At 64.2% G+C, this 12,009-nt stretch carries 13 protein-coding genes; 6 read left to right on the top strand and 7 right to left on the bottom strand.

Features of this window, described 5'->3' with window-relative positions; all coding sequences use genetic code 11:
- Nucleotides 1-252: 252 nt before the first annotated feature.
- The 3 genes from glnK to sutA all read left to right on the top strand — a co-directional run bounded on the left by glnK (nucleotide 253) and on the right by sutA (nucleotide 2,729).
- A complete protein-coding gene (glnK, locus tag CAY82_RS08760) occupies nucleotides 253-591 on the top strand; it encodes a P-II family nitrogen regulator (RefSeq protein ID WP_002555808.1) in 339 nt (112 codons plus the stop codon).
- Nucleotides 592-637: 46 nt separating this feature from the next.
- Nucleotides 638-1,969: an ammonium transporter gene (locus tag CAY82_RS08755; protein WP_087500875.1), complete on the top strand. Its 1,332-nt coding sequence runs from the start codon at nucleotides 638-640 to the stop codon at nucleotides 1,967-1,969.
- Between the two features lie 430 nt (nucleotides 1,970-2,399).
- Nucleotides 2,400-2,729, top strand: coding sequence for a transcriptional regulator SutA (sutA, locus tag CAY82_RS08750; protein ID WP_063912190.1), 330 nt, complete (start codon nucleotides 2,400-2,402; stop codon nucleotides 2,727-2,729).
- Nucleotides 2,730-2,909: 180 nt separating this feature from the next.
- On the opposite strand, the gene CAY82_RS08745 is transcribed toward sutA, so the two are convergent.
- The 6 genes from CAY82_RS08745 to CAY82_RS08720 are packed head-to-tail and all read right to left on the bottom strand — an operon-like array spanning nucleotide 2,910 to nucleotide 7,532.
- Nucleotides 2,910-3,605 (bottom strand): HAD family hydrolase, encoded by a 696-nt coding sequence (locus CAY82_RS08745; protein ID WP_087500874.1) that lies wholly within the window; start codon nucleotides 3,603-3,605, stop codon nucleotides 2,910-2,912.
- Nucleotides 3,602-4,501, bottom strand: coding sequence for a tyrosine recombinase XerC (xerC, locus tag CAY82_RS08740; protein WP_087500873.1), 900 nt, complete (start codon nucleotides 4,499-4,501; stop codon nucleotides 3,602-3,604). The genes CAY82_RS08745 and xerC overlap by 4 nt, the downstream gene beginning before the upstream one ends.
- Nucleotides 4,501-5,211, bottom strand: coding sequence for a DUF484 family protein (locus CAY82_RS08735; RefSeq protein WP_087500872.1), 711 nt, complete (start codon nucleotides 5,209-5,211; stop codon nucleotides 4,501-4,503). Before CAY82_RS08735 ends, xerC begins: the two co-directional genes overlap by 1 nt.
- A gap of 13 nt (nucleotides 5,212-5,224) precedes the next feature.
- Nucleotides 5,225-6,055 (bottom strand): diaminopimelate epimerase, encoded by an 831-nt coding sequence (dapF, locus tag CAY82_RS08730; RefSeq protein ID WP_087500871.1) that lies wholly within the window; start codon nucleotides 6,053-6,055, stop codon nucleotides 5,225-5,227.
- 4 nt (nucleotides 6,056-6,059) lie between these two features.
- The gene (lysA, locus tag CAY82_RS08725) at nucleotides 6,060-7,307 is read right to left on the bottom strand and encodes a diaminopimelate decarboxylase (RefSeq protein ID WP_087500870.1); all 1,248 of its coding nucleotides are present in this window, start codon (nucleotides 7,305-7,307) and stop codon (nucleotides 6,060-6,062) included.
- 9 nt (nucleotides 7,308-7,316) lie between these two features.
- A complete protein-coding gene (locus tag CAY82_RS08720) occupies nucleotides 7,317-7,532 on the bottom strand; it encodes a lipoprotein (protein WP_004375542.1) in 216 nt (71 codons plus the stop codon).
- Between the two features lie 375 nt (nucleotides 7,533-7,907).
- On the opposite strand from CAY82_RS08720, the gene cyaY reads away from it, so the two are divergent.
- The 3 genes from cyaY (at nucleotide 7,908) to rnk (ending at nucleotide 9,023) form a co-directional block, all read left to right on the top strand.
- Nucleotides 7,908-8,240 carry an iron donor protein CyaY gene (gene cyaY, locus CAY82_RS08715; protein ID WP_004575827.1) on the top strand — a complete coding sequence of 111 codons (333 nt, stop codon included), beginning with the start codon at nucleotides 7,908-7,910 and terminating at the stop codon, nucleotides 8,238-8,240.
- 1 nt (nucleotide 8,241) lies between these two features.
- Nucleotides 8,242-8,466 carry a DUF1289 domain-containing protein gene (locus CAY82_RS08710; protein WP_087500869.1) on the top strand — a complete coding sequence of 75 codons (225 nt, stop codon included), beginning with the start codon at nucleotides 8,242-8,244 and terminating at the stop codon, nucleotides 8,464-8,466.
- 146 nt (nucleotides 8,467-8,612) lie between these two features.
- On the top strand, nucleotides 8,613-9,023 hold the full coding sequence (rnk, locus tag CAY82_RS08705; RefSeq protein WP_087500868.1) for a nucleoside diphosphate kinase regulator: 411 nt from the start codon (nucleotides 8,613-8,615) through the stop codon (nucleotides 9,021-9,023).
- A 95-nt stretch (nucleotides 9,024-9,118) separates the two neighbouring features.
- Here the strand turns inward: rnk and CAY82_RS08700 are convergent, their stop codons facing one another.
- The gene (locus CAY82_RS08700) at nucleotides 9,119-11,974 is read right to left on the bottom strand and encodes a class I adenylate cyclase (RefSeq protein WP_087500867.1); all 2,856 of its coding nucleotides are present in this window, start codon (nucleotides 11,972-11,974) and stop codon (nucleotides 9,119-9,121) included.
- Nucleotides 11,975-12,009 lie beyond the last annotated feature (35 nt).

Here is a 12,009-nt window from a genome sequence, read left to right as displayed (position 1 = left end):
GCATGTTTTCCATGCTGGCGACTGGCCAATCCCGACCAATTCACATAACCCACTGTTTTCGCGTGCTTTGGCAGAACTGGCAAGGTTTCTGCAAAGACCAGTACGAGCCATGCACTGATGCAGTTCCTTGTGACCAGGCAGTGCGCACGCGGAGCCGGATGCCGACGACGCGTTACAAAGCCAACCGCTGCGCTTAGACTTGAGACGGGTTTGTTTTCCTGGGGCAAGTCCACCAAATCGGGAGAGAGTTTCATGAAGCTAGTCACAGCCATCATCAAGCCGTTCAAGCTGGACGACGTGCGCGAGTCGCTGTCGGAAATCGGCGTGCAGGGCATCACCGTCACCGAAGTCAAAGGCTTCGGTCGGCAGAAGGGCCACACTGAGCTGTATCGCGGTGCTGAATACGTGGTCGATTTCCTGCCCAAGGTGAAGATCGATGTTGCCATCGATGACAAGGACCTTGATCGGGTAATCGAAGCCATCACCAAGGCAGCCAACACCGGCAAGATCGGTGACGGCAAGATTTTCGTGGTGAATCTGGAGCAGGCGATCCGTATCCGTACCGGCGAAACCGATACCGACGCGATCTAAGCAGCAACAAAGCCTCACCAAACCCAACGCCCCAGGAGAAAACAACATGACTCTGCGTAAGATCGCAGGGCTAGGAGCCCTATTGTCCCTCGTAATGCCCGGGCTTGCCCTGGCGGAGGAAGCTGCCCCAGCGCTGAACTCCGGCGACACCGCCTGGATGCTGACCGCAACGGCGCTGGTGCTGTTCATGACCGTTCCGGGCCTGGCCCTGTTCTATGGCGGCATGGTGCGTTCCAAGAACGTGCTGTCGGTGATGATGCAGTGTTTTGCAATCACTGGCCTGATGAGCATTCTCTGGGTCGTCTACGGCTACAGCATGGCCTTCGATACCACCGGTATGGAAAAGGGTGTGCTCAACTTCAATTCCTTCGTCGGCGGCTTCTCCAAGGCGTTCCTCAGCGGCGTCACGCCCTCGAACCTGACCTCGGCTGCCGCGCTGTTCCCTGAAGCGGTATTCATCACCTTCCAGATGACCTTCGCCATCATCACCCCGGCGCTGATCGTCGGTGCCTTCGCCGAGCGCATGAAGTTCTCCGCGATGCTGGTGTTCATGGGCATCTGGTTCACCCTGGTCTATGCGCCGATCGCGCACATGGTCTGGAGCGGTGACGGTGCGTTGATGTGGGACTGGGGTGTGCTGGACTTCGCCGGCGGCACCGTAGTGCACATCAACGCCGGTATCGCTGGCCTGGTCTGCTGCCTGGTGCTGGGCAAGCGCAAGGGCTACCCGACCACCCCGATGGCCCCGCACAATCTGGGCTACACCCTGATGGGCGCGGCCATGCTGTGGATCGGCTGGTTCGGCTTCAACGCAGGCTCTGCCGCTGCCGCCAACGGCACCGCCGGCATGGCCATGCTGGTGACCCAGATCGCCACCGCCGCCGCGGCCCTGGGCTGGATGTTCGCCGAGTGGGTCGGCCACGGCAAACCGAGCGCCCTGGGCATCGCCTCGGGTGTGGTCGCCGGCCTGGTCGCCATCACCCCGGCTGCCGGTACCGTAGGCCCGATGGGCGCCCTGGTGATCGGCCTGGTCTCGGGCGTGATCTGCTACTTCTGCGCCACCAGCCTCAAGCGCAAACTGGGCTATGACGACTCGCTGGATGCCTTTGGCGTGCACGGTATCGGCGGCATCATCGGTGCCATCCTCACTGGCGTGTTCGCGGCACCGGCCCTGGGTGGCTTTGGCGCGGTCACCGACATCGGAGCCCAAGTCTGGATCCAGGCCAAGGGCGTGATCTTCACCGTGGCCTATACCGCCATCGTCACCTATGTGATCCTCAAGGTGCTGGATCTGGTGATGGGCCTGCGGGTCAGCGAAGAAGAAGAGTCGGTCGGCCTCGACCTGGCTCAGCACAACGAGCGCGGCTACAACCTGTAACCGCGGTGCGGTAAAAACTTGCCCGGCTTGCCGGGCATTTTTTTTGCCAGGTTTTTAGCATTTCCAGTACGGCAAACGGTTTATCCGACACGTTCGCGACGTAGGCAGAAAACTTACAAAACGCAGAGCATTCATGATGCTTTGCTTTTTCTGCTGGCGCGCTAGAATGCGCGCCGAAGGGTGTGTGACGAGTAGTCCACACGCTTCGCCAGCCTTTGCTAGGCTTGCCAATAGCGTGTGGCCAGCAGGGGCTAAAGGATTTGTCAGGTCCTGCCAGGAGCAGGGCCTGCTGGGTGCCGCCTCCCATCAGGAGCGCCGACCCTGGGGCAGTGGCCTAACCCACGGCCAGTTGAATTTTCACTGGTGGCTGCCGGTCTACGGCTGCACTGGTCTATAACTAACCTGCTTTTCGCAAGTCATGAGGTAGAACATGAGCGACGACGATCTGGAAAATGATGACCTCGAAGTAGGCGACGAAGACGAGGGCGATGAAGGCCTCGAAGCGGCAGCCGACGATGGCGCCGAAGACGCTGGCGATGACGACAGCAGTCCGGCACCCGTTGCCAAGGGCAAATCCAAGGCGGCGGTCTCGGTAGACGAGATGCCGAGCATGGAAGCCAAGCAGAAAGAGCGTGACGCCCTGGCCAAGGCCATGGAAGAGTTCCTCGCCCGCGGCGGCAAGGTTCAGGAAGTCGAGGCCAACGTGGTCGCCGACCCGCCCAAGAAGCCGGACAACAAGTACGGCAGCCGCCCTATCTGAGTGGCTGATCTAAAAAAGCCCGCCGTCGCTGCGGGCTTTTTTGTGCCTGTGGGTTTTGTGTTGCCTGTGCCGGCCTCTTCGCGGGCACGCCCGTTCCCACAGGGACGGCGCAGGACCGGAGGGCAGTGGTGAACCTGTGGGAGCGGGTTTACCCGCGAATGGGCCGCGCAGCGGCCCCTGTCAGCGCCAGCGCGCGAGGATGTCGGGCAACTGCGACAGGCGCTGGATCTCGGCATCCGGCGCCTGCTCGCCTACCCAGGTCTTGCCCAGCGGGTTGAACCACACCGCCCGCAGCCCGGCACGTTGGGCGCCGGCGATGTCATCGCCTGGATGATCACCGATGTGCACCGCCGCGCTGGCCTTCACGTCACCGCGGCGCAGGGCTTCGAGGAACGGCGCCGGGTCCGGCTTGCCAATGCCGAGGTCCTCGGCACACAGGGCGAAGCGGAAATAGTCCGCCAGCCCTAACCGGCTCACGTCGGCATTGCCGTTGGTGACCACTCCCAGGATGTAGTGATGGCGCAGGATCTCCAGCACCGGCTGCACCTCCGGGAAAATCTCCACCTGGTGGCGGGCATGCAGGAATACTTCGAAGCCTTCGTTGGCCAGCTCCTGCGCATGCTTCTCGCTATAGCCGACTTCTTCCAGAGCGTGGAACAGCACCCGTCGGCGCAGGGCGCTGATGCGGTGCTTCAGGCCGGGCTCGGCCTGCACCAGGCGCTCGCGGATGGCGAACAGGTGTTCAACCGGCACGCCGCCAAGGATTGGGGCGTTGGCTTCGAGCCAGTCGCGCAGCACGACTTCCGCGCTGGCAATCACCGGCGCGGTATCCCATAAGGTGTCGTCGAGGTCGAAGGTGATCAGCTTGATGCTCATGAGTCTGTGCCTTTGCTGCGTTTGGCCCGAGGGTGGGCGCTGTCGTACACCGCGGCCAGGTGCTGGAAGTCCAGGTGGGTGTAGATCTGCGTGGTGCCGATGTCGGCATGGCCGAGCATCTCTTGCACCGCGCGCAGGTCCTGGGACGATTCCAGCACATGGCTGGCGAAGGAATGGCGAAGCATGTGCGGGTGCAAGTGCTGGCCCAGCTCGCGCTCACCAGCCGCTTTCACCCGTTGCTGAACGGCCCGTGGGCTGATGCGATTGCCCTGGCGGGTGATGAACACCGCGCGGTCGCGCGGGTTGCCGATGCCGCGCAGGCGGTACCAGGCCTGCAAGGCCTCGCGGGCCTTGCGGCCAACTGGCAGCACGCGGGCCTTGCCGCCCTTGCCCAGCACCTGAACCAGGCCGGCGGCGAGGTCGAGGTGATCGAGGTCGAGGTTGGTCAGCTCGGACAAGCGCAGGCCCGATGAATAGAACAGTTCGAGGATGGCCTGGTCACGACGGGCGATGAAGTCATCATCGACACCGCCATCGAGCAATTGCAGGGCACGGTCGGTATCCAGCACCTTGGGCAGTCGGCGTTCGCCCTTGGGCGCGCTCAGGCCGCTGGCCGGGTCGTGCTGGCACAGGCCTTCGCGGTTGAGGTAGCGGTACAGGCCGCGCACCGCCGACAACAGTCGCGCCAGGCTGCGCGAGGATTGGCCATGATGGTGCTGGCGGGCGATCAGCTGACGCAGCTGCTGGATTTGCAGCGCCTGCCAGCTGGCAATGCCGCGTTCCTTGCAGTAGGCGACGACCTTGTCCAGGTCGCGACGGTAGCCCAGCAGAGTGTGCTCGGACACCTGGCGCTCGTTGCGCAGGTGGGCGCAATAAGCCTCCAGCTGGCGTTCCATCAACGTACCGGGCGCAGGGTCTGGGTAACGCGTGGCACAACGCGGCCAAGTACTTCGGCGATGTAGCCGAGGAACAGGGTACCGACGCTGCTCTTGTAATGTTGCGGGTCACGGCTGCCGATTGCCAGCACCCCGTGCAGGCCTTGGTATTCCAGGGCAGCCACGGCGCTGGAGCCCACTTCCCGGCGCTGTTCATCACCGAACAGGAAGGCCAGCTCGTGCTCGCGCAAGTTGCCGCTGACCGTCTTGCCGCCGCCCAGCAGGGCACCGATGGCCTGCTGCGCTTCGGCGTTGCTGACCCAGCGCCCGACCGGCGCGACGTTTTCGCCGAACAGGATCAGGCTGACGAAGGGCACCTGGAATTCCTGGCGCAGGCTGTCTTCGACCGCCATCACCACTTCTTCCAGGCTTCCGGCGTCGAGCAGGTCGAGGATCAGCCGGCGGGTCTTGTCGAACAGCCGGTCGTTGTCGCGGGCCACGTCCATCAGTTGTGACAGGCGGTGGCGCATCTCGATGTTGCGGTCGCGCAGCAGCTTGAGCTGGCGCTCCACCAGCGACACGCTGTCGCCACGCTGGTGAGGGATGCGCTGCTCGATCAGCAGCTCGTCGTGCTCGGCGAAGAAGGTGGGGTGGGCGCGCAGGTAGGCGACCACCGCTTCGGCATCGAGCTCAGCGGACTGCTGGGGTACAACCTGGGGCTGATCGGTCATGGCGGTTACTCGCTTAGAGACGAACCTGTCCTTCATAGACGCGTACGGCCGGGCCGGTCATCACCACGTGCTTGCCGGGGCCGGCCCATTCGATGTGCAGGCGGCCACCGGGCAGGTCGAGGGACACCGGGGAGTCCATCCAGCCCTGGCTGATCGCCGCCACGGCGGCGGCACAGGCGCCGGTGCCGCAGGCCTGGGTTTCGCCCGCGCCGCGTTCCCACACGCGCAGATTGGCGCGGTGGCGGTCTATGACCTGGAGGAAGCCGACGTTCACCCGCTGCGGGAAGCGTGGGTGGTTTTCGATCTTCGGGCCCAGTTGGTGCACGGGGGCGGTACGCACGTCGTCGACACGCAGCACGGCATGCGGGTTACCCATGGATACGGCGGCAATCGAATGCACCTGGCCGTCGACTTCCAGTGGGTAGCTCAGTGCCTGCTCGTCGGCGACGAAGGGGATTTCGGCAGGGATGAAGCGCGGTGGACCCATGTCGACACTGATCTGGCCGTCGTTTTGCACGTCCAGCTCGATGATGCCGCTCTTGGTTTCCACGCGGATGCGCTTTTTCGCGGTCAGGCGCTTGTCCAGCACGAAGCGGGCGAAGCAGCGCGCACCGTTGCCGCACTGCTCGACCTCGGAGCCGTCGGCGTTGAAGATGCGGTAGCGGAAGTCCACTTCCGGGTTGTTCGGCGCCTCGACGATCAGTAACTGGTCGAAGCCGATGCCGGTGTGGCGGTCACCCCATTGCTTGGCGTGCTTGGGCTGGATATGCGCGTGCTGGCTGACCAGGTCGAGGACCATGAAGTCGTTGCCCAGCCCGTGCATCTTGGTAAAACGCAGCAGCATGGGCTTACTCCGGCAGCAGGCTTTCGCCAGCGTACAATTCGGCGATGGTCTCGCGGCGGCGTACTTCGAAGGCCTGGTCGCCGTCGACCAGGATTTCAGCGCAACGGCCACGGGTGTTGTAGTTGGAGCTCATGACAAAACCATAGGCGCCTGCGGACTGTACGGCCAGCAGGTCACCTTCGGCCAGGTTCAGCACGCGGTCCTTGCCGAGGAAGTCACCCGTCTCGCAGATCGGGCCGACCAGGTCATAGGCACGGCCTTCGCCTGTGCGAGGCTTGACCGCGCTGACGCCCATCCAGGCCTGGTACAGGGCCGGGCGGATCAGGTCGTTCATCGCCGCATCGATGATGGCGAAGTCCTTGTGTTCGGTGTGCTTGAGGTATTCCACGCGGGTCAGCAGGACGCCGGCGTTGGCCACGATGTAGCGGCCCGGCTCGAACACCAGGGCCAGGTCGCGCTCGCCGACGCGCTCGCGGATAGCCTTGATGTAGTCGGCCACCAGCGGCGGCTCCTCATCGCGGTAGCGCACGCCGACACCGCCACCCAGGTCCAGGTGGCGCAGGTGGATGCCGCACTCGGCCAGACGGTCGACCAGCACCAGCAGGCGATCGAGGGCATCGAGGAAAGGCTCGACGGTGGTCAGCTGCGAACCGATGTGGCAGTCGACACCGACCACTTCCAGGTTCGGCAGCTGCGCGGCGCGCACGTAGATGGCCTCGGCGTCGGCGATGGCGATGCCGAACTTGTTTTCTTTCAGGCCGGTGGAGATGTACGGGTGGGTGCCGGCGTCGACGTCCGGGTTGACCCGCAGCGAGACCGGGGCAACCTTGCCCATCTCGGCGGCCACCACTTGCAGGCGCTCCAGCTCGTCGGTGGACTCGACGTTGAAGCAGTGCACGCCGACTTCCAGGGCTCGGCGCATGTCATCGCGGGTTTTGCCGACACCGGAGAACACCACGCGGTCGGCACGGCCACCAGCGGCCAGCACGCGCTCCAGCTCGCCGCCGGAAACGATGTCGAAGCCTGCGCCCAGGCGCGCCAGCACGTTCAGCACACCGAGGTTGGAGTTGGCTTTGACCGCGAAGCACACCAGGTGCTCGGTGCCTTGCAGGGCGTCGGCGTAGCTACGGTACTGGGCCTCGATGTGGGCACGCGAATAGACGTAGGTTGGGGTGCCGTAGCGTTCGGCAATGGCCGACAGGCCCACGCCTTCCGCGAACAGCTCGCCGTCGCGGTAGTTGAAAGCGTTCATCTGGTTTCCTTACTGCGCTGGCGACTGCTCGGGCTCGGACTGCAGCTCGGGCTGCTGCTCCTGCGTCGGGGCCGGCTTGGCTTTTGGCTGGTACTGGTGCGACTTGTGGCTGGCCTTGCCGTCCTTGCCGTCTTCAGGCAGGTACAGCGGGCCTTTCTGGCCGCAGGCCGAAACGAGGCAGGCAACAGCGACCAGCGCCGCGAGGGAGGAAATCAGGCGCTTCATGGGTGAAATCCTTAGAAATATGCAGTATTGCGACCGAGTATACCGAGCGACCGACGGCTTGCCTATGCAAGGGCCGGCCCGCCGGGCGGGCTATTCTTACCGCCTGCAAGGGCCCTTTCGCGGCTTGTAGGAGCAGCCTTGTGCTGCGAGAGGCCGTTACTGCTGAAGAATATCTGTTGCCTTACTGGCCTCTTCGCAGCACAAGGCTGCTCCTACCGGGTACTGCACTGGCCTCGGGCCTTGCGCTATCCCTGTGGGAGCGGCTTTAGCCGCGACGGGGCCAGTTAAGGTAGCGGCTAAACCTTTGCATTCGGCGGCAAGCGCCCGTATCTTGCCGGGCTTGCCTGTAACGCAGCCAATTTCGAGGTTCCTGCAATGAGTTTGAGTGAAGCGCGTTTCCATGATCTGGTCGACGCGACCCAACAGGCCCTGGAAGACCTGTTCGACGAGAGCGGCCTGGACCTGGACATGGAGAACTCCGCCGGCGTCCTCACCGTCAAGTTCGAGGGCGGCGCCCAGCTGATCTTCAGCCGCCAGGAGCCGCTGCGCCAGCTGTGGCTGGCCGACCGTTCCGGCGGTTTCCACTTCGACTACGACGAAGACAGCGGCAAGTGGGTATGCGAGAAGAGCGAGGAGTTGCTGGGCGAAATGCTCGAGCGCATCGTCTGGGAGCGGGCCGGCGAGAAGCTGGACTTCGACGAGATCTGACATGAGCAGCACCCAGGTCCGGCCGCCCAAACCGCTCTACAGTAACGTCAGTCCTGCCGTGCCGTCGCCGTGCATCAGCGTTTGCCGGCTGGACGAACAGCGGGTCTGCACGGGTTGCCACCGGCATGTCGAGCATATCCGGGAATGGCGCTCGGCCGATGACGAACGGCGCCGGCAGATTTGCCGCGAGGCCCAGGCCCTGCGCGACCAGGCTAAGGCACACTGATCGCAGGGGCTTGAGTATTTACCCGGCTGTGGTAACGTCGGGTTCTGCGTCGGTGACGCCAAAGCCTTTACAAACCCCGCCCCTGGGCGGGGTTTTGCTTTATCTGCACGATGAAAACCGCCTGTTCAAAGGAGTCTGACTGGATCATGAGCACCAAGCCTTCCCTCATCCTCACCCGATTGGACGTACAACGTCTGGAGCGTCTGATTGACAGCCTCGACGAGAGTACGCCGGGTGTGCTCGCCTTGATGGGCGAGCTGGACCGCGCCGAGCAGGTGGTTGGTCACGAGGAAGTCCCGGCCGGCGTGGTGACCATGAACTCGCGCGTGCACTGCCGTGAGGAAGCCAGCGGCAAGGACTACCACCTGACCCTGGTGTACCCGAAGGATGCTGGGCCGGAAGGCAAGGTCTCGATCCTGGCGCCAATTGGCTGCGCCTTGCTGGGGTTGTCGGTGGGCGAGCAGATCGACTGGCCGGCACCGGGGGGCAAGACCCTCAAGCTGAAGCTGCTGGAAGTCGAGTACCAGCCGGAAGCAGCGGGCGATTTCGACCTGTAAGCCCCGAGAGGCCGCTTTGCGGCCCATTCGCAGCACAAGGCTGCTCCTACAGGTTGAGATGCGATCCCATGTAGGAGCAGCCTTGTGCTGCGAATTCAGGATCCCTCCGCCAAGACCTGCTCCAACCCCTCATTCAAAGCGTGTTCAAGCTCCCGCTTGTAGCGCAGGTACAGCTGCGTCGACCCCAGCTGGTCATCCAGCATCTCGGACAAATCCAGGTCGGTGATGTAGCACCGGTACTGCCCGGCACTGCGCCGCTGCCCAATGATCTGCCTGGCCACCACCGCATACAACTGCTCACCATGCTCCAGCTCGGAAAACTCCTGCTGGTCGCAATACAGCGTCACATGCGCTGCGCCCGCCACCCCGGCCTGGATGATCGCCTGCACCTCATAGTAAGGCTGGTCGCGACCCTCGACCGGGGCCTGGCGCGGCTCGATGCTGCGCGCCTTGCCTGGCCCGGAAGGCAGCAGTTGCGCGTAGTGGATGTCCAGCGAGGCCGGTCGCAGGTTATCCAGCGGTAGCCGGGCATCACGGCGCATCACCACCGAGCGGAGAAAACGCTGCAGTGGCAACAGCAGGTGGGCTTCGTCGTGCAGGGGCAGGCGTTGCTGCCACAGGGCGTTGTATTCATCCAGCACATACAGCTCTGCCCAGCCACCTTGCAGGCGGTAGAACACCTGGATACAGGCCGGCCGGCCCTGCTCCAGCACCAGGTGCAGGTCGTGGTCCTGCAGGGCGTTGGCATCCAGATACAGCGGGCTGTAGGCGCTACGCTCTTCGCCCAGGTGGTTCAGCAGCGCTTCATGCTCGGCCAGGGTGGTCAGGCCGACGTGCCCGGCCATCAGCTCCAGTACGTGGGTGTGCTGGGCCACCTGCAGCAGGTAGCGGTGGTTCAGGCCCTGGTCCAGCAGTAGTTGCGCGGTGTCGAAAATTTCCTCCACGCGTTGGCCGATGGCCTGGGCGCGGCTCTGGCAGAAGCAGCGCACCCGCACCCTCGGCCGGTGGCCGCGCAGCACGGGGCTGTTGAGAAAGTCACGCAGGCAGCGCACCAGCGCATGCTCGCCGTCATAGCGCTGGACCAGCACCTCGCTCCAGCTGTTGAGGGTGATCTGATCCAGGGTCAGTACCAGGTTCTCGCGCACACCTGCATAGCTCAATGAGTCGGTGCGCTCGGTGGTCATCAGGATGTTCAGGTCGCGGTGGTGGCGCAGCGGGTCGATGGCGACGTTGATCAGCAGCAGCACTTCGTCGGCAACGCTCGGTTGCAGCAGGCGCACTTCGCTGACGGTCGGCAAGGGCAGGGGGATGCTCTGCTGCAGGCAGCCGATCAGGTTGAACAGCTCGAATTCGCTGAGGTCGCTGATACCCGGGTGCAGCGCCAGGCGCGTGCTGCTGTCGATCACCCCGTTGCGATGGGCCCAGGTCAGCAGTTCGAGCAGCTCGCGGCAGCGCTTGAGCGGGCTGAATTGATCCACCTCATGGATGCTCAGGTTGCCGGTGTACAGCTCCCAGTGGTGGCTGCCGGGCTCCTTGCGGTTGGGCGCCTGGACCAGGGTCAGGGTGTCTTCGGCCAGGTCCGGTGCGATTCCAGGGTTGATCACTTCGACCTTGCCGGCGCGGCGCTCGAAGGCCGCGTATAGACGCCGGCCCAGCACATTGAGATCGCGCTGGTCGGCGCGGCTGCTGGCTTTCTGGGTGCGGGCGAACTCGCTGAGGAAGCGGTAGCTGTGGTTCAGTTCGGCCACCAGTTGCCGACGCTCGACGGCAACTTGCTGCACTTTCCATTGGTTGCGGCTGTCCAGCAGGGCCAGCTGGCGCTCGTCCCAGCCCCACTCGTCGGCCAGGCGCTGCAACAGCCGGCGCTGCCAGCCATTGGCTCGGGCCGGATCACTGAGCTTCTTGTTCACCTTCAGGTACAGGCTGCGCCGCACCAGCTCCAGGCGCGCGGGCTCGCCACGCTGCAGCAAGTAGCGCTCGATGCGCCGGTACACCATCACGTAGGGGTCCAGCTCGTCGAGGTCGAGCTGGTTGGCAAACACTGCCTGCTTGTAGTCCAGGCTCAGGCAGCGCACGCCGGGGTGTTCGCTGGCATAGGCCTCGGTCAGCAGCAGCTTGAGCAGCGACTTGTAGGGCGAATCTATGCCTTTGAACAGCTGCCACAAGCCGGCGCCGACGAACTCGCCGGGCGGAATATGTGCCAGGTTGCCGAGGTCGAGGGCGTCCTGGTTGCGGATGAAGCGCTTGGACAGCAGGGTCTGGGTGTAGGCGTGGTAGTGGTGCTCCTGGTAGACCGGCACCAGCCACCACAGCGGCGTGCGGCCAGCCAGCCAGATAGTGGTGCGGTAGAACTCGTCCAGCAGCAGGTAGTGCTGGGTGGTGCCGCAGTCGTCGGAGCCGAGCTGGCCCTCGCGTTGGCCCAGGGCGAAACCTTGCGTGTCGATCAGGAAGAAGTGCGCTTCGGCACCCAGGCTTTCCGCCCACGCCTCCAGCAGTTGGCATTTGCGGCGCAGTTCGCCCAGCAGTTCGTCGGCCAGGCCGGGCGCATGGCACACCCACAGGTCCATGTCGCTTTGCTCGGCCTGGGCCAGCGAGCCCAGGCTGCCCATCAGGAACAGGCCGTGTATCGGCCGAGGTGGATTGCCATGGCGGGCCTTGTAGGTGAACGAGCGGGCCAGGCGCTGGGCCTCGACTATCAGGTCGGCACTTGGCTCGTAGCCCGAGACGCCAGCGGGGGTGTTGCCGGAGACATAGCCCGGCAGCAGCGGGTGGTTAACATGAAACAGCAGTGGCAGCAGCGTCAGCACTTGTTGCTGGCGCGTCGACAGGCCCTCCAGGGCCCGCTGCAGCCGGCCCTGGTTGAGCCGCAGGAAACGTGCACGCAATGTCGCCAGGACCTTGCGGTCGATACCTTCATCCAGGTCGGGGCGGATTTCGTGGGGGTGGTTCATTGCGTACTCGGGCAGGCCAGCGGGGCTGTGGCGAG

The sequence above is a fragment of the Pseudomonas sp. SID14000 genome (genome assembly GCF_002165135.1).
Lineage (GTDB): Bacteria > Pseudomonadota > Gammaproteobacteria > Pseudomonadales > Pseudomonadaceae > Aquipseudomonas.
This window is presented reverse-complemented; position numbering and strand designations above follow the sequence as displayed.

Excerpts from the sequence above, each read along its gene's own strand:
- glnK (WP_002555808.1), top strand. The coding sequence starts at position 253 with ATGAAGCTAGTCACAGCCATCATCAAGCCGTTCAAGCTGGACGACGTG.
- CAY82_RS08755 (WP_087500875.1), top strand. The coding sequence starts at position 638 with ATGACTCTGCGTAAGATCGCAGGGCTAGGAGCCCTATTGTCCCTCGTA.
- sutA (WP_063912190.1), top strand. The coding sequence starts at position 2,400 with ATGAGCGACGACGATCTGGAAAATGATGACCTCGAAGTAGGCGACGAA.
- CAY82_RS08745 (WP_087500874.1), bottom strand. The coding sequence starts at position 3,605 with ATGAGCATCAAGCTGATCACCTTCGACCTCGACGACACCTTATGGGAT.
- xerC (WP_087500873.1), bottom strand. The coding sequence starts at position 4,501 with ATGGAACGCCAGCTGGAGGCTTATTGCGCCCACCTGCGCAACGAGCGC.
- CAY82_RS08735 (WP_087500872.1), bottom strand. The coding sequence starts at position 5,211 with ATGACCGATCAGCCCCAGGTTGTACCCCAGCAGTCCGCTGAGCTCGAT.
- dapF (WP_087500871.1), bottom strand. The coding sequence starts at position 6,055 with ATGCTGCTGCGTTTTACCAAGATGCACGGGCTGGGCAACGACTTCATG.
- lysA (WP_087500870.1), bottom strand. The coding sequence starts at position 7,307 with ATGAACGCTTTCAACTACCGCGACGGCGAGCTGTTCGCGGAAGGCGTG.
- CAY82_RS08720 (WP_004375542.1), bottom strand. The coding sequence starts at position 7,532 with ATGAAGCGCCTGATTTCCTCCCTCGCGGCGCTGGTCGCTGTTGCCTGC.
- cyaY (WP_004575827.1), top strand. The coding sequence starts at position 7,908 with ATGAGTTTGAGTGAAGCGCGTTTCCATGATCTGGTCGACGCGACCCAA.
- CAY82_RS08710 (WP_087500869.1), top strand. The coding sequence starts at position 8,242 with ATGAGCAGCACCCAGGTCCGGCCGCCCAAACCGCTCTACAGTAACGTC.
- rnk (WP_087500868.1), top strand. The coding sequence starts at position 8,613 with ATGAGCACCAAGCCTTCCCTCATCCTCACCCGATTGGACGTACAACGT.
- CAY82_RS08700 (WP_087500867.1), bottom strand. The coding sequence starts at position 11,974 with ATGAACCACCCCCACGAAATCCGCCCCGACCTGGATGAAGGTATCGAC.